We start from the raw sequence: 18,048 nt of genomic DNA, 5'->3' as shown, positions 1-18,048 counted from the left end.
ACACCCGCGCGGTGGTGCCGATCACCCCCGCAGACCGGCGGCCGCGCGCACCCGGGCCTCCGCCGCGTCGAGCAGGGCGGCCACGTCCGGGTCGGCCAGGTCGACCCGTCCCGTCCCGATGACCTGCGTGAACAGCTCGCCCTGCTCGCCGCGCCGCAGCGCGACCCGGACGGCGCCCGCGCCCGGCAGGGTGACGGTCTCGACGTGCACCACCGAGGACTGCACGCGCTCGCGCAGCGTCTGGGCGAACGTCACCGGAACCGGGGGCGTCAGCGGGAGCGCCTGCACCGCGCCGGTGACCCAGTGCACCGTGATGGCCGCCGGGTCGGGCGCGAAGGACGCGCGGTCGACGTCGGACCACGGGTGCCGCTCGACGGCGTCGGCGTCGGCGACGTACAGGGCGAGCCGGGTGGCGGCGAGCCAGCGGTCACCCGACGCGGCGGTGGCGAGCACCCGGTCGCCGGGCGGCAGGTCCAGGGCACGGCGCACGTCGTCGGGCATCGCGTGGCGGCGGGAGAAGAGCGGCACAGGTCCCCACCGTAGTCGGCGGGCCCCGCGGCACCGACCACGCGCGACGGCGTACCCTGACCGCCGTCGGGGCCAGTAGCTCAGCCGGTCAGAGCAGCGGACTCATAATCCGTCGGTCGTGGGTTCAAGCCCCACCTGGCCCACCTGTTCCAGCCGTCCGGGCGGACGCCACCGGCAGCAGCGCCGCTCCCGCCAGGAAGCACACCGCGCCGGCGAACGTCCCGAGGTTCACCAGCGCGACGTTCGCGACCACGGTGGTGTCGACGACGTACCGGGCCGCGACGGCGGCGAGCCCGAAGGCGACGGACCCCGCGAGGTTGAGCACCGCCACCCGCCGGTCGAGCGCGCCTCCGGGACCGGGCGAGCGCACGGCGAGCCACGCCATCGCGCTCGCGACCAGGAAGCAGACCGACCCGTAGACGTCGGGGACCCAGACCAGGCGCCGCGCCTGCAGCGCCTCGAGCCCGCGGGTGGCGGCGAGGGTGCTGACGTTGAAGCAGACGGTGCCGACCAGCTGCACCGCCCCGGCCCACCAGTCGACCCGCGAGGCGCGCGGCGTGCCGGCCAGCTGCAGCGCGGCCGCCGTCGTGAAGCAGAGGGAGCCGGCGACGAACGTCCAACCCACGACCGCGGGCGGGACGTTCGCGAAGTACAGCGGCACCGAGCCCGCGGCGAAGCACAGCGAGCCGAGCCCGAACAGCACGCCGAGCCACACGCTCGAGCGGCTCGGGGACGCGCGCCGCCGTGACGGGACCGCCCGGCGCGCCGGCTCCGTCACGACCGCAGGCCGGTGCGCGCCTTGCTCTGGGCGGCGGCGTGCCCGGGCGCGGTCCAGAGGTCGGCCTTGGCCGCCGCCCGCGGCACCGGCGACTCGGCGGCCAGCTCGCTGCACGCGAGGTCGATGTCCCGCAGCAGCTGGTCGATCATGATCCGGCTGAGGTCGAGCCGCACGACCACGCGCATCAGGTGCACGTCCTCCGCATCCGGCGGGAGGCTGTACGCCGGCACGATCCACCCGTTCTCCCGCAGGCGCGCGGACAGGTGGTAGACGTCGTAGCCGGGGTCGCCGACGAGCCGGAACGTGACGACGGGCTCGGCCAGGCCGGGGTTGAGGATCTCGAACCGGCCGGTCTTCTCGAGCGACTGGTTCAGGTACCGCGCGTTGGCCAGCATGGTCTCGACGATCGCGGTGTACCCGTTGCGCCCGAGCCGCAGGAAGTTGTACATCTGCGCCTGGATCATCGCGGACCCGCGGGAGAAGTTGAACGTGTAGGTCGGCTGGGCGCCGCCCAGGTAGTTGACGCTGAACACCAGGTCCTCGGGCAGCCGGGACGGGTCGCGGAACACCAGCCAGCCCACCCCCGGGTACACGAGCCCGTACTTGTGGCCCGAGGCGTTGATCGAGGCCACCTGCTCCAGGCGGAAGTCCCAGAGCAGGTCCGGCTCGGCGAACGGGGCGATGAAGGCGCCGCTCGCGCCGTCCACGTGCAGGGGGACGTCCCAGCCGCGCTCGTGCTTGATCCGCACGAGGGCGGCGTCGATCTCCGCGACGGGGTCGGACTCGCCGATGTGGGTGGTGCCGAGGACGGCACCGACGGCGATGGTCCGCTCGTCGACCCGGCTCACGACGTCCTCGGCGGAGATCGTGAACCGGTCGGGGCGCATCGGGATCTTGCGCATCTCGACGTCGAAGTAGTTGGCGAACTTGTCCCAGACGACGTGCGTCTCGGCGCCGAACACGACGTTGGGCCGGTCCGTCGGCAGCCCGGCGGCCTCGCGCCGGTTCCGCCACGCGCGCTTGTGCGCCAGCAGCCCGAGCATGATCGCCTCCGACGAGCCGATGGTGGCGACGCCGACGACGGCGGCCGGGTCGGGCGCGTGGAACAGGTCGCCGAGCATGTGGACGCACGCCTCCTCGACCAGGGAGGCGACGGGGTACTCCTCGTGGTCGATGTGGTTCTTGCGGAGGGTGTCGTGGATCAGCGCCTCGGCCTGCGGCTCCATCCACGTGGTCACGAACGACGCGAGGTTCAGCGTCTCCCGGCCGTCGAGCATGAGACCGGTGTGCAGGAGCTCGTAGACCTCGTCGGGGTCGAGCCCGTGCTCCGGGAAGTCCGTCCGGTCGATCGCGGTGCGGAAGCTCGCCCGGCCGTGGATCGGCAGGGAGGTCTGGCCGTTGCTGGATGCGCTCATGAGGTGTCCCCGCTGCTTCGGGACGACGCCGCTGCCGCGTCCGGACGACCGGCACGCGCGTCGCTGTCGGGTGTCGGACGGTGCGGCGGCGGGGGGTCCGTCGGGACGTGGGGGTCGGGCGGGACCGAACGTAGCAGCGCGGATCGCAGGCGGTCCCCACCCCTCGGGGGTGTGTGTAGGCCGATCGTCCTGTTGCAGCGCTGCGGGGCTCGGTCACATTCTGGAGGGCGGGCGCGTCTGCCCGGCGCACCCCGCGAACGTCAGGAGAACCCCACCATGTCCACCGCGGCCCACGACGAACGCCCAGCCGGTGAGCTGGCGGGCGACCGGGCGTTCTTCGGCCACCCCCGGGGTCTGATGACGCTGTTCACCACGGAGCTGTGGGAGCGGTTCAGCTACTACGGGATGCGCGCCATCCTGCTGTACTACCTGACGGACACGATCGCCGACGGCGGTCTCGGCATCGAGGAGCGCACCGGCCTCGCCCTGGTGTCGATCTACGGCACGAGCGTCTACCTGCTGTCGGTGGTCGGTGGCTGGCTGGCCGACCGCGTCATCGGGTCGCGGCGCTCGACGCTGTACGGCGGCATCGTCATCGCCGCAGGGCACGTCTGCCTGGCGCTGCCCAACGCGGCGTCGTCCTACCTCGGCATCGCGCTGGTCGCGCTCGGCACCGGCCTGCTGAAGCCGAACGTCTCGAGCATGGTCGGCGAGCTCTACGCCCGCGACGACGACCGCCGCGACTCCGGCTTCTCGATCTTCTACATGGGCATCAACATCGGGTCCTTCACGGCACCGTTCCTGGTCGGCGCGGCGCGCGCCTGGGGCGGGTACCACGCCGGGTTCCTGGTGGCGGCGGTCGGCATGGCGATCGCGCTGGTGTTCTTCGTGGCGGGCGGCAAGTACCTGGGCCGCGCGGGGGGCGCGGCGCCCAACCCGATCCAGCCGCACGAGCGCGCGAAGCTGGTGCGGGGGCTGCTGATCATCCTCGGCGGCATCGTCGTGGTCGCCGGGATCGCGGCGGTCGTCTCGGGCGGGTTCAACCTCGACACGTTCATCGACACGATGTCGTACCTGGCGTTCATCGCGCCCGTCGCGTACTTCGTGGCGATGTACCGGTCCCCGAAGGTCACCGACGCCGAGCGACCGCGCGTCCTCGCGTACATCCCGCTGTTCGTCGCGGCGATGCTGTTCTGGATGATCTTCGAGCAGGCGGCCACGACGCTCGCCGCGTTCGCCCAGAACCGCACGGAGCTCGAGCTGTTCGGCGTCACGATCAGCCCCGAGTTCTTCCAGTCGGTCAACCCGCTGTCGATCATCATCCTCGCGCCGGTGTTCGCCTGGATCTGGACGAAGACCCACGACCGCCCGCCGACCGCGACCAAGTTCGCGATGGGCCTCGGGCTGGCGGCGGTGTCGTTCCTCATCATGTCCGTCGCCTCCGCCGCGATCGGCGAGAGCAAGGCGCCCGCGTGGGTGCTGGTCGTGGTCTACGTGGTCCAGACGCTCGGCGAGCTGTGCCTGTCCCCCGTCGGCCTCGCGGCGACCACGCTGCTCGCTCCGAGAGCGTTCCGCACGCAGGCGATGGCGGTGTGGTTCCTCGCCCCGGCGGCGGGCCAGGCCATCACCGCGCAGCTGATCAAGGCCACCGAGGGCACCTCCGACACGGCGTACTTCGGCGGGATCGGTGCGGTGGCGCTGCTGTTCGCGCTCGGCCTGCTGCTGCTCTCGCCGTGGGTCGGCCGGCACATCCGGCACGCGGACGAGATGGAGGGCACGGTCAGCGCCGGCGCCTGACGCGAGGACGCGGCGCGCACCCCCTGGCGCCGTGCGGGGCCAGGCCGCACACTGTGCTCGCCCGGCTCCGCAGGCCGGCGCCGCGACGCCGCGTCCCCGCCCCCGAAGGAGCCCCGAGCTCAGTGCTGCGCACCGTCACGTCCCGCCTGTCGATGCAGGTGCACGCCCCCGCCGAGCTGGTCCTCGCCGTCACCGTGGCCGCGGGTGACCACGAGGTCGACGAGCTGCTGCGCGTGACCCGGGGCGGCGAGCCGCTCGACGTCACCGAGGTCGCCGGGGCGCACGGCACGCGCCTGCACCGGGTGCACAGCGACCCGGGCGACGTCGAGGTCGCGTACCGGGCGACGGTCACCGGCCGCGACGCCGCTCCCGAGGTGACCGACGGCGACCTGATCGAGTACCTGCGGCCGAGCCGGTACGCCGACTCCGACAAGCTGCTGGCGTTCGCCGGCGACCAGTTCCGCGGGCTGCGCGACCGCGAGCTGGTGGCGGCCGTCGTCGACTGGGTGCACGGGCACCTGGTGTACCTGTCCGGGTCGAGCTCCCCCACCGACGGCGCCACCGACACGCTGCTCAAGCGTCGCGGGGTGTGCCGGGACTTCGCGCACCTCGTGGTCGCGCTGCTGCGGGCGCGGGACGTCCCGGCCCGTCTGGCCGCCGTGTACGCGCCCGGGCTCAGCCCGATGGACTTCCACGCCGTGGTCGAGGCCTACGTCGACGGAACATGGCACGTGGTCGACGCGACCCGGCTCGCGCCGCGGCAGTCGCTGCTGCGGATCGCCACCGGGCGCGATGCGACGGACACCGCGTTCCTGTCGACCTACCGCGGCGAGGTGACGCTCCGGACGCTCGCGGTCACGGCCACCGTCGACGGCGACCTCCCGGTGGACGACGGCACCACCCTGCTCGCCCTGGGCTGACGCCGGCCGTCGCCGCCGAGAGCGCACCGTCCCGTCGAGATCGGTGGCACGAGGTACCGATCTCGACGGGAGTCTCGACGAACGGGGTGCGACCCGAGCAGGGCCGCACCGGGGCAGCACCGGGGCCGCACCGGGGCAGCACCGGGCAGCACCCGCGCGGAGCGGGTCAGCTGCGGCGGGCGGTCTGGGTGTTGCTGACCTGGGCGCGCGGGCGGACGACGAGGGTGTCGATGTTCACGTGGTGCGGCCGGGTCAGCGCGAAGGTGATGACGTCCGCGATGTCGTCGGCGACCAGCGGCTCGTACCCCTGGTAGACCTGCGCGGCGCGCTCGGCGTCGCCGTCGAACCGGACGAGCGAGAACTCCTCCGTGGCGACCGCGCCCGGGGCGATGTCGATGACGCGCACGGGCTCGCCGATCAGCTCCAGGCGCAGCGTGGTGGTGAGCATGCGCTCGGCGTGCTTGGCGCCGGTGTAGCCCGCGCCGCCCTCGTACGGGGCGATGGCCGCGGTGGACGTGACGACCAGGACGTCGCCGCGGCCGCTGGCCTTGAGCGCGGGCAGCAGCGCCTGGGTGATGCGCAGCGTGCCGAGCACGTTCACCTCGTACATCCGGCGCCAGCCGTCGACGTCGGCGTCCTCGACCCGGTCCAGCCCGAACGCGCCGCCGGCGTTGTTCACGAGCGAGGTCAGGCCGCCGGTCGCCTCCACGTGCGCGACCAGCCGGGCGACGTCGTCGTCGCTGGTGAGGTCCGCGGGGAACGCCTCGGCGCCGGTCTCCGCGGCGAGCGCCTCGAGGCGGTCGGCGCGGCGGGCCACGGCGACCACGTCCCAGCCCTCGGCGCGCAGCCGGCGGACGGTCGCGGCGCCGATCCCGCTGGAGGCGCCCGTGACGACGGCGCGGAGGGTGGCGGACGTGCTGGAGGACATGCGGGGTCCTTTCGAGGGGGCGGACGACGACCGGGACGACCCTACGGCCGCGCGCCGAGCCGTGCGGCGGCCGGTGAGGTCGTCACTCCGGCTCGAGGTCGTCTGTCCTGCGGGACGACCTCGTCATCGTGTGACGACCTCACCGGGCCCCAGGGCCGGCGCGGGCGCGAGGGCGGGCGGCGGGGTGGGTCAGAGGGTGGCGTCGAGGGTGGTGAGGACCTCGTCGTAGGCCGCGAGCGCGGTGGCGACCTGGGCGTCGGTGACGATGCAGGGCGGGACGACGTGGATCCGGTTGTCCTGCACGAACGGCAGCAGCCCGCGGTCGATCAGCCCGGCCTTCACGGCGCCCATGGCCGCGGCGGCGACGGGCTCGCGGGTGGCGCGGTCGGCGACGAGCTCGATCGCCCAGAACACCCCGGTGCCGCGCACCTCGCCGATGGACGGGTGCGCGTCCGCGAGCGCGGCGAGTCCCGGCCCGATGGCGTCGGCGCCGACGCGGGCGGCGTTCTCGACGATCTTCTCGTCCTCCATCGCCTCGATGGTGGCGACGACCGCGGCCATCGCCAGCGGGTGCCCGGAGTACGTCAGCCCGCCGGGGAACACGTGGTCGTCGAAGTGGGCCGCGACCGCGTCGGAGATCAGCACGCCGCCGGCGGGGACGTACCCGGAGTTGACGCCCTTGGCGAAGGTGACGAGGTCCGGGACGACGTCGTGCTGGTCGTACGCGAACCAGGACCCGGTGCGGCCGAACCCGGCCATCACCTCGTCGAGGACGAGCAGGATGCCGTACCGGTCGGCGAGCGCGCGGACCCCGGCCAGGTACCCGGGCGGCGGGACGAGGACGCCGCCGGTGCCGACGACGGTCTCGAGCAGGATCGCCGCGATCGACGACGCCCCCTCGGACACGACGACGCGCTCCAGGTGCTGCAGCGCCCGCTCGCACTCCTGCTCGGGCGTCGTGGCCCAGAAGTCGGAGCGGTACAGGTAGGGGCCGAAGAAGTGCACGTGCCCGCGGGCGTACTCGTTGGGCACGCGCCGCCAGTCGCCGGTCGCGACCACGGCCGCGCCGGTATTGCCGTGGTACGAGCGGTAGGCCGACAGCACCTTGTCGCGGCCGGTGACGACGCGCGCCATCCGGATCGCGTTCTCGTTGGCGTCGGCGCCGCCGTTGGTGAAGAACACCTTGGAGAAGCCGGCGGGCGCGTGCCGCAGGACGGCCTCGGCGGCGCGGCCGCGCGGCAGCACCGCGTGCTGGGGGGCGATCGTGGCGAGCGTCGCCGCCTGCGCCGCGATGGCCGCGGTCACCCGCGGGTGCTGGTGGCCGATGTTCGTGTTGACCAGCTGGCTGCTGAAGTCGAGCAGGGTCCGCCCGTCGGCCAGGTGCACGTCGCAGCCCGACGCGCCGTCGACGACGAGCGGCGCGAGGGCGCCCTGCGCCGACCAGGAGTGGAAGACGTGCGCGCGGTCGAGGTCGTGCGCGAGCCGGCCGTCGGCGTCGGGTGCGGTCATGGTGCGGGCCTTCCGGGTGGTCGGAGATCGAGGAGCGGGGCCCCGGGCGGGCAGGCGGGCTGTGCCTGCCCGCCCGGGGCGGGGTCGGTCAGTTGCCGCCGGGCTGCAGCTCGACGTCGACCGGCGCGAAGTCCGCGCCCTCGACGTCCACGCCCTCGTCGACGAGCTCGTCGAGCGCCTGCTGCACGTACTCGTTGCTGTACGCGGTGGCGGGCGGCTCCTCGGAGATGATCGTGGCGCCGGTCTCGTTGGAGGTCTGGAGCGCCATCTCCACGGTGGCGTCCCAGGCGTCCTCGTCGACCAGGCCGATGCCGCCGGTGGTCGACGGCCAGATCAGCTTGTTGACCTCGTTGGTCATCCAGAGCTGGTGGCTGGTGCCGAGCGTCGAGCCCGCGGCCGTGACGATGTCCGCGGCCTCCTGCGGGTTGTCCCGGGCGTAGACCCAGCCCTTGATGGACGCCTTGATGAACGCGACGGTGGTGTCCGCGTAGTCCGGGTCGTCGGCCAGCCGGCCGGCGTCCGCCCAGATCGCGTCCTGCAGCATGGCGGTGCCCTCCTCGTTCCAGTCGAGGACGGAGAAGTCCTCGGGCTGGTAGAGCTCGCCGGTCTCGGGGTTCTCGCTCTCGAGCAGCTGCGCGTACTCGTTGTAGGTCATGGCCTGCGCGGAGTCGATGTCGCCCGCGAGGAAGGCGTTCATGTCGAACGCCTGCTGGACGATCTCGAAGTCCGTCACGCCCGCCTTGTTCAGGCCGGCGAACAGCTCCCACTCGTTGCCGTAGCCCCACGAGCCGATGGTCTTGCCCTCGAGGTCGGCGACCGACTCGATGCCGGCGTCGGCGAACGACACCTGCAGCGTGGCGGACCGCTCGAAGATCTGGGCGACGTCGGTGATGTTCGCGCCCTGCTCGATGGAGCCGAGCACCTTGGGCACCCAGGCGATGGCGTAGTCGACCTCGCCGTTGGCCAGGGCGTCCTGCGGGACGATGTCGCCGCCGCTCGGGATGATCTCGACGTCGAGGCCCTCGTCCTCGTAGTAGCCCTGGTCCAGCGCGGCGTAGTAGCCGGAGAACTGGGCCTGGGTCAGCCACTGGAGCTGGAGCTTGACCGGCGTGAGCCCGCCGGACTCCCCGCCGCCCGATGCCGCGGTCTCCTCGTCGGAGCCCCCGCTGCTCGAGCAGCCGGCCAGCGCGAGCGCGGCGGCGAGCCCCAGCGCCCCGACGCCGACAAGGCGCCGCTTCGTGTCCCTCATGTCGTCCCCTTCCGTCCTGCCTGATGACCTGCGTGTGGTGCTGCGTGTGGTGCACGGGCCGCCCGCGGGACCCCCGGCCGCGGGACGTGTGGTGGTGGTCGGGCGCGTCAGGCGCCGGCGACCCCGCGGCTCCCCCGCCGCTCGACGGCGAGGGTCACCCCGTAGAACAGGAGCCCGACGACGACGCCGCCGAGGACGTAGGCCCAGGCGCGGGCGTAGTTGCTCCCCGCGGCGGCCGTGGTGATGAACGACCCGATGCCGGACCGCGGTCCGCCGAAGTACTCGGCGACGATCGCGGAGATGACCGCGATCGACGACGCGAGCCGCAGCCCGGTGAACACGAAGGGGAGGGCGGTCGGGATCGTCACGGCGCGCACCGCCTGCCGCGGGGTGGCGGCGTAGGCGCGCATGAGGTCACGGTGCACGGGCCGCACCTGCCGCAGCCCGCGCAGCGTGGTGACGAACACCGGCACGCCGACGGCGACGGCGACCACGATCTGCCGGCCGGTCTCCACCGAGGCGCCGTACATCGTGTAGAGCACCGGGGCGAGCGCCACGACCGGCACCACCGCCAGCCCGGCGACGACCGGGTCCAGCAGCGCGTCGACGGTCCGGACGGCCGAGGCGAGCACGGCCGCGGCGATCGCGACCACCGCGCCGATCACGAGCCCGACCAGCGCGTTGGTCCCGGTCGCGAGCGCCGCCGACGCGATGGTCGGCAGCAGCTCGGTGAACTCGCGGGCGATGTCGGCCGGGCTCGGCAGCAGGAACGGCGGCACGTCGCCGAGCGTCACCACCGCCTGCCAGACCCCGACGAGGACCAGGAACAGCAGGACGGGCGCGGCGCGGCGCCCCACCCCGGCCGCGGTCACCGGGTCTCCACGCCGCGGCTCGGCACGGCCTGCGCGCCGCCGTGCAGCACCTCGCGCACCGCGGTGACGGCGGAGAAGTAGCCCGCGTCCTCGCGCAGGTCGTCGCCGCGCTCCCCCGACCGCCCGAGCCCGACGTCGACGATCCCCGCGATCCGGCCGGGCCGCGCCGACATGACCACGACCCGGTCGGACAGGAACACGGCCTCGGGGATCGAGTGGGTGACGAACACGACCGCCGCCTGCGTCTCGGCGCAGATCCGCACCAGCTCCGACTGCAGCCGCTCCCGGGTCATCTCGTCGAGCGCGCCGAACGGCTCGTCCATCAGCAGCAGGCTCGGCCGCTCGGCGAGCGCCCGGGCGATGGCGACGCGCTGCTGCATGCCGCCGGACAGCTGGTCCGGGAAGTGGTCGGCGAAGTCGGTCAGCCCGACCAGCGCGAGCATCTCGTCCGCGCGCTCCCGCCGGGCGCCGCGGCCCACGCCGTGCAGGGACAGCGGCAGCTCGATGTTCGCCCGGACCGTGCGCCAGGGCAGCAGGCCGGCCTGCTGGAACGCGATGCCGTAGTCGTGGCCCAGCCGGGCCTGCTCGGCGGTCCGGCCGAACACGGTGATCGTGCCGGACGTCGGGGCGTCGAGGTCGGCGACCAGCCGGAGCAGGGTCGACTTGCCGCAGCCGGACGGGCCGATCAGCGACACGAACTCCCCCGCGCCGACCGTGAGGTCGACGTGCTCCAGCGCGGTGACGGAGCGCCCGCCGTCCGCGGGGAACACCCGCGAGACGCCGGACACCTGCACCGCGGTGGCGGTGAGGGTCGGCGCGCTCACGCGGTCACCTCCGCCCGGCGGTACCGGCCCAGGCCGGCGCCCAGCAGCGCGACGGCGCCGGAGGCGACCAGGCCGAGCAGCACGGCCCCGAAGATCGGCGCCCACGGCTTGGCGGGGTCGCTGCTGGCGAAGTTGGCGAACTCGAGGATCATGCGTCCGATACCTCCGGGCATCCCGGTCGAGACCTCCGCGACGACGACGCCGAGCACGGCGCTCGTGGCCGCCAGGCGGAGGGCGGGCAGCAGGTGCGGCACGCTGGCGGGCAGCCGCAGGTGGAGCAGGGTCTGGGTCCAGGACGCGGCGTAGCCGGAGAACAGCTCGCGGTGCAGCGCGTCCGGCGAGGTGAGGCCGCGCAGGGCGCCGACCGCCACCGGGAAGAAGGCCAGGTAGGACGCGATGACGGCGACCGACATCCACGGCTCCCAGGTGAAGCCCAGCTCGAGCTTGCTGCCCCAGCCCTTCACCAGCGGGGCGAGCGCGATCAGCGGCACCGTCTGGCTGAGCACGACCAGGGGCAGCACCGCGGACCGCGCCACCCGGAACCGGGTCATCAGCAGGGCTAGCAGGAGGCCGACGACCACGCCGATCAGCCACGACACGGCGGCGATCCGCAGGCTGGTGCCGCCGGCGCGCAGCACGGCCAGCCAGAGCGGGTCGGCGCCGGGCTGCGCGGTCAGCGGCTCGCCGAGCCGGGCGAGCATCTCGCTGACGTGCGGCATCGCGAGGTCGGTGGTCCGCGGCAGGACGCGCAGCTCGCCGATGCTCCAGCCGTCCTCCGGGACGACGGCCTTGACCAGCTCCCAGAGCGCGGCGAGCAGGACGACGGCGGCCAGGCCGAGGCCGACCGGGCGCAGGGCGCGCACCGGGCCGGGCAGCGGCCGGCGGCTCCGCGCCGCGGCGGCCGGGACCACGACCGCCGCGTCGGTCACCGCCGTCATGCCGTCGCCACGACGTGCTCGGCCATCGCGGGGATGACGCGCTCGCCGTACATCCGCAGCGTCTCGTCCTTGTTGTCGTGCTGCAGGTACCCGGCGAACTGGGTGACGCCGAGCTCGCGCAGGGCCTGCAGCTTCTCGACGTGCTCCCGGGGGCTGCCGAGCAGGCAGAACCGCTCGACGATCTCGTCCGGGACGAACGACGTGTGCGAGTTCCCGGCGCGGCCGTGCTCGTTGTAGTCGTAGCCCTGGCGGCCCTCGATGTAGTCGGTGAGCGCCTTCGGCACGGACGACCCCTGGCCGTACTTGGTGACGATGTCGGCGACGTGGTTGCCGACCATGCCGCCGAACCACCGGCACTGCTCGCGCATGTGCGCCCGGGCCGCCGGGGAGTCGCCGTCGCCGACGTACATCGGGGCGGCGACGCAGAACTTGATGGCGTCGGGGTCCCGGCCTGCGGCCTCGGCGGCGTCCCGGACGGTACGGATCATCCAGGACGCCACGTCCGGGTCGGCGCACTGCAGGATGAAGCCGTCGCCGACCTCACCGGTCAGCTTCAGCGCCAGCGGGCCGTACGCGGCCACCCAGACCTCCAGCGCGGAGCCCCGCGACCACGGGAACTGCACCTTGCGGCCGTTGTGCTCGACGGCCCGGGAGTTGGCGAGCTCGCGGATGACGTGGATCGACTCCCGGAGCGTGGCGAGGTTGGACGGCTTGCCGGCGAGCGTGCGGACGGCGGAGTCGCCGCGGCCGATGCCGCACACGGTCCGGTTGCCGTACATCTCGTTGAGCGTGGCGAACGACGACGCCAGCACGGTCCAGTCCCGGGTGGCCGGGTTGGTGACCATCGGGCCGACCATCACCTTGCGGGTCGCGGCCAGGATCTGGGAGAACACGACGAACGGCTCCTGCCAGAGCAGGTGCGAGTCGAACGTCCACACGTAGTCGAACCCGTGGGTCTCCGCCTGGCGGGCCAGGTCGACCACCCGGGACGCGGGCGGGTCGTTCTGCAGGACGACGCCGAACTCCATGGCGCGGCCTCCTTCCGGGGTCGGGACGGGTCAGATCAGGTACTGGGACAGGCCGCGCTTGACGTACTGCCCGTGGCCGGCGCGCCCGTGGAAGGCGCCGCCGTCGACCACGACCTCGCCGCGGGACAGCACCGTGTCGACGTGGCCGTCGACCTCGAAGCCCTCCCAGGCCGAGTAGTCCATCCGCATGTGGTGCGTCTTCCCGACGCCGATGGACGTGTGCCCGGCCGGGTCGTAGACGACGACGTCGGCGTCGGCACCCGGGGCGAGGACGCCCTTCTTGCCGTACATGCCGAACATCCGCGCCGGGGTGGTGCAGCAGATCTCCACCCAGCGCTCCAGGCTGATCTCGCCGGTGACGACGCCCTGGTAGAGCAGGTCCATCCGGTGCTCGACGGAGCCGATGCCGTTGGGGATCTTCGAGAAGTCCCCGATCCCCATCTCCTTCTGGTCCTTCATGCAGAACGGGCAGTGGTCCGTCGACACGAGCTGCAGGTCGTTGGTCCGCAGGCTGTTCCACATCTGGTGCTGGTGACCCTCGGCCTTCGACCGCAGCGGCGTCGAGCACACGTACTTCGCGCCCTCGAACCCGGGCGCGCCCAGGTGCTCCTCCAGGGAGAGGTAGAGGTACTGCGGGCAGGTCTCGCCGAACACGTTCTGGCCGCGGTCCCGGGCCTGGGCGATCTGCTCCGCGGCCTGCTTGGCCGACACGTGCACGACGTACAGCGGCGCCCCGGTGAGGTTCGCCAGCATGATCGCGCGGTGCGTGGCCTCCTCCTCCGCCTGCCACGGGCGGGAGACGCCGTGGTAGTACGGGGTGGTCTCGCCGCGGGCCAGGTGCTGCTGCACCAGGGTGTCGATCACCGACCCGTTCTCGGCGTGCATCATGATCATCGCGCCGTTGTCCGACGCCTTCTGCATGGCCCGCAGGATCTGCCCGTCGTCCGACAGGAAGACGCCCTTGTAGGCCATGAACAGCTTGAAGGACGTCACGCCCTCGGCGATCAGCTCGTCCATCGCGTGCAGCGACGAGTCCTGCACGTCCGACAGGATCTGGTGGAACGCGTAGTCGATCGCGCACTGCCCCGCGGCCTTCGCCTGCCACAGCGCGAACTGGTCGACCGGGTTCTCGTGCGGGTACTGCACGACGAAGTCCACGATCGTCGTCGTGCCGCCCCACGCGGCCGCGGTGGTGCCGGTCTCGAACGTGTCGGACGCGAACGTGCCCCCGAACGGCATCTCCATGTGGGTGTGCGCGTCGATGCCGCCCGGGATGACGTACTTCCCGGTCGCGTCGATCACGCGGTCGACCGTGCTGCGCAGGTCCACGCCGAGCGCGGTCGAGCCGGGCTGCAGCAGCGCGACGATGGTCTCGCCGTCGATCAGCACGTCCGCCGCGCCGCGGCCCGTCGCGTTCACGACGGTGCCGCCGGTGATGAGGGTCTTCATGAGTCGTCCTCCTGGGCCGGTCAGGGCGCGACGATGGGGCCGTAGGCGTCCGGCCGGCGGTCGCGGAAGAACTGCCAGCGCTCGCGCGTCGTGCGGATGACGTCGAGGTCCAGGTCGCGGATCAGCAGCTGGTTCTCCGAGGAGGACCCGACCTCGCCGACGTAGTTGCCGTCCGGGCCGACCGCGTAGGACGAGCCGTAGAAGTTCACGGCCTCGTCGCCGTACTCGTTGTCCTCGAGCCCGACGCGGTTGTTCGCGATGACGTAGTAGCCGTTCGCGATGGCGGCCGCCGGCTGCTCGACCTCCCACAGCTTGTTGGAGATGCCGGGGGCCGTGGCGTTCGGGTTGAACACGATCTCGGCGCCGTTCAGCGCGAGCACCCGCCAGCCCTCCGGGAAGTGCCGGTCGTAGCAGATGTTCACGCCGATCTTGCCGACCGCCGTCTCGAACACCGGGTACCCCTGGTTGCCGGGCCGGAAGTAGAACTTCTCCCAGAACTTGGGCAGGTGCGGGATGTGGTGCTTGCGGTAGGTGCCGAGCAGGGTGCCGTCCGCGTCGATGACCGCCGCGGTGTTGTACAGGACGCCCGGCTGGTCCTCCTCGTAGATCGGCAGCACGATCACGATGCCCAGCTCCTTCGCGAGCGCCGAGAACCGGTCGGTCGTCGGGCCCGGGACCGTCTCGGCGTACTCGTAGTACTTCGTGTCCTGCGTGATGCCGAAGTACGGGCCGTAGAACAGCTCCTGGAACCCGATGACCTGGGCGCCCTCGGCCGCGGCCTTGCGCGTCCAGTCCTCGTGCAGCTGGATCATCGACTCCTTGTCGCCGGTCCAGGTGGCCTGGGTGAAGGCGACGCGCACGACTGACATGGAGGACCTCCGCTGGTGGTGGGACGGGCTCGAGCCACAGGCCCGATGGGAATGTGACTCTGGGGGTTGAACATTTCTGCGGCGTTTCTGCCCGTTTCGGTCCCGAGAACGCTCGTGACGGGCCGGTAAACACTGCGCCGACCCGCCCCCGCGCGGCCCGGCCGTCCTCCCGCTCGCGGCACGATGCCCCCATGGACGTGGCCCAGCACGTGGAGGACCGCAGTCCCCGCGGGATCGCGGCCGCCGTCTCCCGCCTGGTCCGCAGCGGCGAGCTGCGGCCGGGCGACCGCCTGCCCACCGTCCGGCGCCTCGCCGCGGACCTCGGGGTCAGCCCGGCCACGGTGAGCGGCGCCTGGCAGGCGCTGGCCGCCGTCGGGCTGGTCAGCTCGCGCGGGCGGGCGGGCACCGTCGTGCTGCCGGAGCCGGCGTCCTGGCTGCCCCCGCGGTACCGCGAGATGGCCGCCGGCGGGCGGGGACCGGGCGCGCCCGACGCGATCGCCCCGTCGCCACCGGTGCCCGCCCTGCGGCTGGACCTCTCGACCGGCACGCCCGACCCCGACCTGCTGCCGCCCCTGCAGCGCGCGCTCGGCCGCATCGCCGCCAGCACCCCGGCCGCCGGGACCGGCAGCTACCTCGGCACCCCGGTGATCGAGCCCCTCGAGCGGCTGCTGCGCGCGTCCTGGCCGTTCACGCCGCAGCGGGTCACGGTCGTCGACGGCGCGGTCGACGCGATGAGCCGCACGCTGGAGCAGCTCGCCGGGTTCGGGGACCGGGTGATCGTCGAGGACCCCTCGTTCCCGCCGATCTTCGACCTGTGCGACCAGCTCGGCCTGGAGCGCGTGCCCGTCCCGCTCGACCGGCACGGCCTGCGGCCCGACGCGCTCGAGGCCGCCCTGCGCACCGGCGCGGAGGTGGTGGTCCTGCAGCCGCGCGCCCACAACCCGACCGGCGTGTCGATGACGTCCACCCGCGCCCGCGAGCTCGCGGCCGTCGTGCGGCACCACCTGGCCACGGACCCCGGCGCGAACCTCACGGTCGTCGAGGACGACCACTCCGGGGAGATCGCCTCCTCCGCCGACGTCTCGCTCGGCGCCCACCTGCCCGACCGGGTCGTGCACGTGCGGTCGTACTCCAAGTCGCACGGGCCGGACCTGCGGATCGCCGCGGTGGGCGGGCCCGCCGCGGTGCTCGACCGGGTCGTGGCGCGCCGGATGCTCGGCCCGGGCTGGACCAGCCGGCTGCTGCAGCACCTGCTCGCGGACCTGCTGGTCGACGGCGAGGCGCTGGCGGCCGTCGCGCAGGCCCGGCGGATCTACTACGCGCGGCAGCGGGCGCTGAGCACCGCGCTCGCCGAGCAGGGCCTGGTCGTGCACCCCGGCGACGGGATCAACGTCTGGGTGCCGGTCGCGGACGAGGCGACCGCCCTCGTCCGGCTCGAGGCCGCGGGCATCCGCGTCGCCCGGGGCCGCCCGTTCCGCGCGGTCGCGCCACCGGACGCCGGCGCCGGGCACGTCCGGGTCACGGTCGGCGCCCTGGCCGGCGGCCCCGCCGAGGTCGCCCGCGTCGCCCACGCCCTCGCCCTGGCCGCGGCGCCGTAGCCGCCGCCCACCCTGGCCGCCCCCGCCCCCGCCTCCCGCCCGCCGTCCGCCGCCCGCCGCCCGCCACGCGAGGAGGGCGGCGGAGACGGCAGCGGGCGTATGGTGGTGGGCGGACCAGGGCGGATGTGCCCTGGACGTCGCCGCCCGCGCTTGGGCGGCGCAGCCACCGGGCGCGACGTGCACCCTCCCCCGGCCCGGCGCCGCGGACGCGAGCAGAGCGTCCCGCACGGGCCGACCCCCAGCGTCCACCGTCGGACCGTGGCCCGACGTGCGCCACGGCCGCTCCGCGACGCCGCCCGCGGTCCGCCCGCGCGACGTCGCCCGCCCGTCAGGAGCACCACCTTGCGCAGCACCCGCACCCGTCGCCTCCTCCTCGCCGCGCCCGCGACGCTCGCCCTCGCCGCCCTGACGGCGTGCGGCGGCGGCACCCCGGCGGCGCAGAGCACGCCGTCCGCGAGCACGGCCGGCTTCTCCCCCGTCACGCTGGACAACTGCGGCACCGAGGTCACCGTCGACACCCCGCCGGAGCGGGTCGTCGCGATCAAGTCGACCTCGATCGAGATGCTGCTGGCCCTCGGCCTCGAGGACCGCGTGGTCGGCACGGCGTTCGCCGACGGGCCCGTCCCCGACGACTGGGCCGCCGCCTACGACGCCATCCCCGTGCTGTCCGACAAGGTCCCCGGGCAGGAGGCGCTGCTGGAGGCGCAGCCCGACTTCGTGTACGCCGGCTGGGAGTCGAACTTCTCCGACGACGGTGTCGGCGAGCGCGCCGCGCTGCAGGACCTCGGCATCGGCACGTACGTCTCTCCCGCCGCGTGCAAGGAGGAGGGCTACATGCCCGATCCCCTGACGTTCGACGGGCTGTTCGACGAGATCCGCGAGGTCGCCTCGGTGTTCGGCGTCGAGGACCGCGCCGAGCAGATCATCACCGAGCAGCAGGAGCAGCTGGACGCCGTCGAGCCGCCCGCGCAGGAGACCACCGCCCTCTGGTACTCCTCCGGCAGCGACACCCCGTACGTCGGCGCCGGCATCGGCGCACCGCAGATGATGCTCGACGCCGCCGGGCTGACCAACATCTTCGCCGACGTGCACGACACCTGGACCTCGGCCGGCTGGGAGCAGGTCGTCGCCGCCGACCCCGACGTCATCGTGCTGGTCGACGCCGCCTGGAACACCGCGGACAGCAAGATCGCGCTGCTCGAGGGCAACCCGGCGACCAGCCAGCTCACCGCCGTCCGCGAGCACCGCTACCTCACCGTGCCGTTCCCGGCCGCCGAGGCGGGCGTGCGGAACGCCGAGGCGGTCGTCAGCCTGTCCGAGCAGCTCGCGGCGCTGGAGGGCTGACC

Annotated in this window: 16 protein-coding genes and 1 tRNA gene; 5 read left to right on the top strand and 12 right to left on the bottom strand. The window is 73.5% G+C overall.

From position 1 onward, the window contains the following. Nucleotides 1-21 precede the first annotated feature (21 nt). The gene (locus ACWPWW_RS18055) at nt 22-528 is read right to left on the bottom strand and encodes a hypothetical protein (RefSeq protein WP_454051701.1); all 507 of its coding nucleotides are present in this window, start codon (nt 526-528) and stop codon (nt 22-24) included. A 69-nt stretch (nt 529-597) separates the two neighbouring features. Between ACWPWW_RS18055 and ACWPWW_RS18050 the strand changes: the two genes are divergently transcribed. Beyond that, nucleotides 598-671 (top strand) — tRNA-Ile (locus tag ACWPWW_RS18050). On the opposite strand, the gene ACWPWW_RS18045 is transcribed toward ACWPWW_RS18050, so the two are convergent. Further along, nucleotides 653-1,243 (bottom strand): hypothetical protein, encoded by a 591-nt coding sequence (locus ACWPWW_RS18045; RefSeq protein WP_454051700.1) that lies wholly within the window; start codon nt 1,241-1,243, stop codon nt 653-655. The genes ACWPWW_RS18050 and ACWPWW_RS18045 overlap by 19 nt on opposite strands. A gap of 59 nt (nt 1,244-1,302) precedes the next feature. After that, nucleotides 1,303-2,721 carry a glutamate decarboxylase gene (locus ACWPWW_RS18040; protein WP_454051699.1) on the bottom strand — a complete coding sequence of 473 codons (1,419 nt, stop codon included), beginning with the start codon at nt 2,719-2,721 and terminating at the stop codon, nt 1,303-1,305. A 276-nt stretch (nt 2,722-2,997) separates the two neighbouring features. Between ACWPWW_RS18040 and ACWPWW_RS18035 the strand changes: the two genes are divergently transcribed. Together ACWPWW_RS18035 and ACWPWW_RS18030 are read left to right on the top strand one after the other, a co-directional pair. Beyond that, nucleotides 2,998-4,518, top strand: coding sequence for a peptide MFS transporter (locus ACWPWW_RS18035; protein ID WP_454051698.1), 1,521 nt, complete (start codon nt 2,998-3,000; stop codon nt 4,516-4,518). Between the two features lie 122 nt (nt 4,519-4,640). Beyond that, nucleotides 4,641-5,438, top strand: a complete 798-nt coding sequence (locus ACWPWW_RS18030) for a transglutaminase-like domain-containing protein (protein WP_454051697.1) — start codon at nt 4,641-4,643, stop codon at nt 5,436-5,438. A 166-nt stretch (nt 5,439-5,604) separates the two neighbouring features. Here ACWPWW_RS18030 and ACWPWW_RS18025 read toward each other — a convergent pair whose 3' ends face one another. The 9 genes from ACWPWW_RS18025 to ACWPWW_RS17985 form a co-directional block, all read right to left on the bottom strand. Beyond that, complete coding sequence (locus ACWPWW_RS18025; protein WP_454051696.1) at nt 5,605-6,366, bottom strand: SDR family oxidoreductase; 762 nt, start codon at nt 6,364-6,366, stop codon at nt 5,605-5,607. A gap of 189 nt (nt 6,367-6,555) precedes the next feature. Beyond that, on the bottom strand, nt 6,556-7,875 hold the full coding sequence (locus ACWPWW_RS18020) for an aminotransferase class III-fold pyridoxal phosphate-dependent enzyme (RefSeq protein ID WP_454051695.1): 1,320 nt from the start codon (nt 7,873-7,875) through the stop codon (nt 6,556-6,558). 88 nt (nt 7,876-7,963) lie between these two features. Further along, nucleotides 7,964-9,124, bottom strand: a complete 1,161-nt coding sequence (locus ACWPWW_RS18015) for an ABC transporter substrate-binding protein (protein ID WP_454051694.1) — start codon at nt 9,122-9,124, stop codon at nt 7,964-7,966. Between the two features lie 107 nt (nt 9,125-9,231). Further along, nucleotides 9,232-9,996 (bottom strand): ABC transporter permease, encoded by a 765-nt coding sequence (locus ACWPWW_RS18010; RefSeq protein ID WP_454051693.1) that lies wholly within the window; start codon nt 9,994-9,996, stop codon nt 9,232-9,234. Next, entirely contained in the window at nt 9,993-10,820 is an 828-nt protein-coding gene (locus ACWPWW_RS18005; RefSeq protein WP_454051692.1) for an ABC transporter ATP-binding protein, read from the bottom strand. Before ACWPWW_RS18005 ends, ACWPWW_RS18010 begins: the two co-directional genes overlap by 4 nt. After that, nucleotides 10,817-11,758, bottom strand: coding sequence for an ABC transporter permease (locus ACWPWW_RS18000; protein ID WP_454051691.1), 942 nt, complete (start codon nt 11,756-11,758; stop codon nt 10,817-10,819). The genes ACWPWW_RS18005 and ACWPWW_RS18000 overlap by 4 nt, the downstream gene beginning before the upstream one ends. After that, nucleotides 11,755-12,786: a TIGR03842 family LLM class F420-dependent oxidoreductase gene (locus ACWPWW_RS17995; RefSeq protein ID WP_454051690.1), complete on the bottom strand. Its 1,032-nt coding sequence runs from the start codon at nt 12,784-12,786 to the stop codon at nt 11,755-11,757. Before ACWPWW_RS17995 ends, ACWPWW_RS18000 begins: the two co-directional genes overlap by 4 nt. Before the next feature lie 30 nt (nt 12,787-12,816). After that, nucleotides 12,817-14,235 carry a dihydropyrimidinase gene (gene hydA, locus ACWPWW_RS17990; protein ID WP_454051689.1) on the bottom strand — a complete coding sequence of 473 codons (1,419 nt, stop codon included), beginning with the start codon at nt 14,233-14,235 and terminating at the stop codon, nt 12,817-12,819. A 20-nt stretch (nt 14,236-14,255) separates the two neighbouring features. Continuing rightward, entirely contained in the window at nt 14,256-15,104 is an 849-nt protein-coding gene (locus ACWPWW_RS17985) for a nitrilase-related carbon-nitrogen hydrolase (RefSeq protein ID WP_239199238.1), read from the bottom strand. A gap of 191 nt (nt 15,105-15,295) precedes the next feature. Here ACWPWW_RS17985 and ACWPWW_RS17980 point away from each other — a divergent pair, with 191 nt between their 5' ends. Beyond that, a complete protein-coding gene (locus tag ACWPWW_RS17980; RefSeq protein WP_454051688.1) occupies nt 15,296-16,702 on the top strand; it encodes an aminotransferase-like domain-containing protein in 1,407 nt (468 codons plus the stop codon). Between the two features lie 342 nt (nt 16,703-17,044). Then, nucleotides 17,045-18,046, top strand: a complete 1,002-nt coding sequence (locus ACWPWW_RS17975) for a putative F420-0 ABC transporter substrate-binding protein (protein ID WP_454051687.1) — start codon at nt 17,045-17,047, stop codon at nt 18,044-18,046. Nucleotides 18,047-18,048 lie beyond the last annotated feature (2 nt).

This window comes from Cellulomonas sp. Marseille-Q8402 (genome assembly GCF_965119525.1).
This window is presented reverse-complemented; position numbering and strand designations above follow the sequence as displayed.

Coding starts and splice junctions, on each gene's coding strand:
- ACWPWW_RS18000 (WP_454051691.1), bottom strand. CDS start 11,758: ATGACGGCGGTGACCGACGCGGCGGTCGTGGTCCCGGCCGCCGCGGCG.
- ACWPWW_RS18015 (WP_454051694.1), bottom strand. CDS start 9,124: ATGAGGGACACGAAGCGGCGCCTTGTCGGCGTCGGGGCGCTGGGGCTC.
- hydA (WP_454051689.1), bottom strand. CDS start 14,235: ATGAAGACCCTCATCACCGGCGGCACCGTCGTGAACGCGACGGGCCGC.
- ACWPWW_RS18020 (WP_454051695.1), bottom strand. CDS start 7,875: ATGACCGCACCCGACGCCGACGGCCGGCTCGCGCACGACCTCGACCGC.
- ACWPWW_RS18035 (WP_454051698.1), top strand. CDS start 2,998: ATGTCCACCGCGGCCCACGACGAACGCCCAGCCGGTGAGCTGGCGGGC.
- ACWPWW_RS17980 (WP_454051688.1), top strand. CDS start 15,296: ATGGACGTGGCCCAGCACGTGGAGGACCGCAGTCCCCGCGGGATCGCG.
- ACWPWW_RS18025 (WP_454051696.1), bottom strand. CDS start 6,366: ATGTCCTCCAGCACGTCCGCCACCCTCCGCGCCGTCGTCACGGGCGCC.
- ACWPWW_RS18040 (WP_454051699.1), bottom strand. CDS start 2,721: ATGAGCGCATCCAGCAACGGCCAGACCTCCCTGCCGATCCACGGCCGG.
- ACWPWW_RS17985 (WP_239199238.1), bottom strand. CDS start 15,104: ATGTCAGTCGTGCGCGTCGCCTTCACCCAGGCCACCTGGACCGGCGAC.
- ACWPWW_RS17995 (WP_454051690.1), bottom strand. CDS start 12,786: ATGGAGTTCGGCGTCGTCCTGCAGAACGACCCGCCCGCGTCCCGGGTG.